The sequence below is a fragment of the Dellaglioa sp. CoH-56-MRSF-14 genome (genome assembly GCF_056782115.1).
Map to the genome: position 1 here is coordinate 1 of NZ_JBXAYB010000126.1, position 252 is coordinate 252.

General features: G+C 58.7%; 1 protein-coding gene. It reads right to left on the minus strand.

Annotated elements, in window-relative coordinates; genetic code table 11:
* On the minus strand, nucleotides 1-252 hold a 252-nt coding region (locus tag AC1RPX_RS08050; RefSeq protein WP_481763376.1), incomplete at both ends, for a hypothetical protein.

Below are 252 nucleotides of genomic sequence, written 5' to 3' on the forward strand. Positions count from 1 at the left end.
ATATGCCATCATCGGGTCCGTTCGGTTCATAGCTCCAAACAGATTGTCGCCTTCGATGATGCCGCCGTTGCTGCTGACTTCCCCGAGAGTACCGGGACCAGCAAGCGCAATCGACGAAGGCCCGGCAAGACCGCCGAGCCCACTCAAAGCTGAAGCCAAAATATTTTCAGGTGCGTTAGCCAGCGCGGCGATAGCGCCACCTGTATTGCCAGAAAGCAGCTCACCAGCCGCGCCAATTGCGGACCCTAGGGC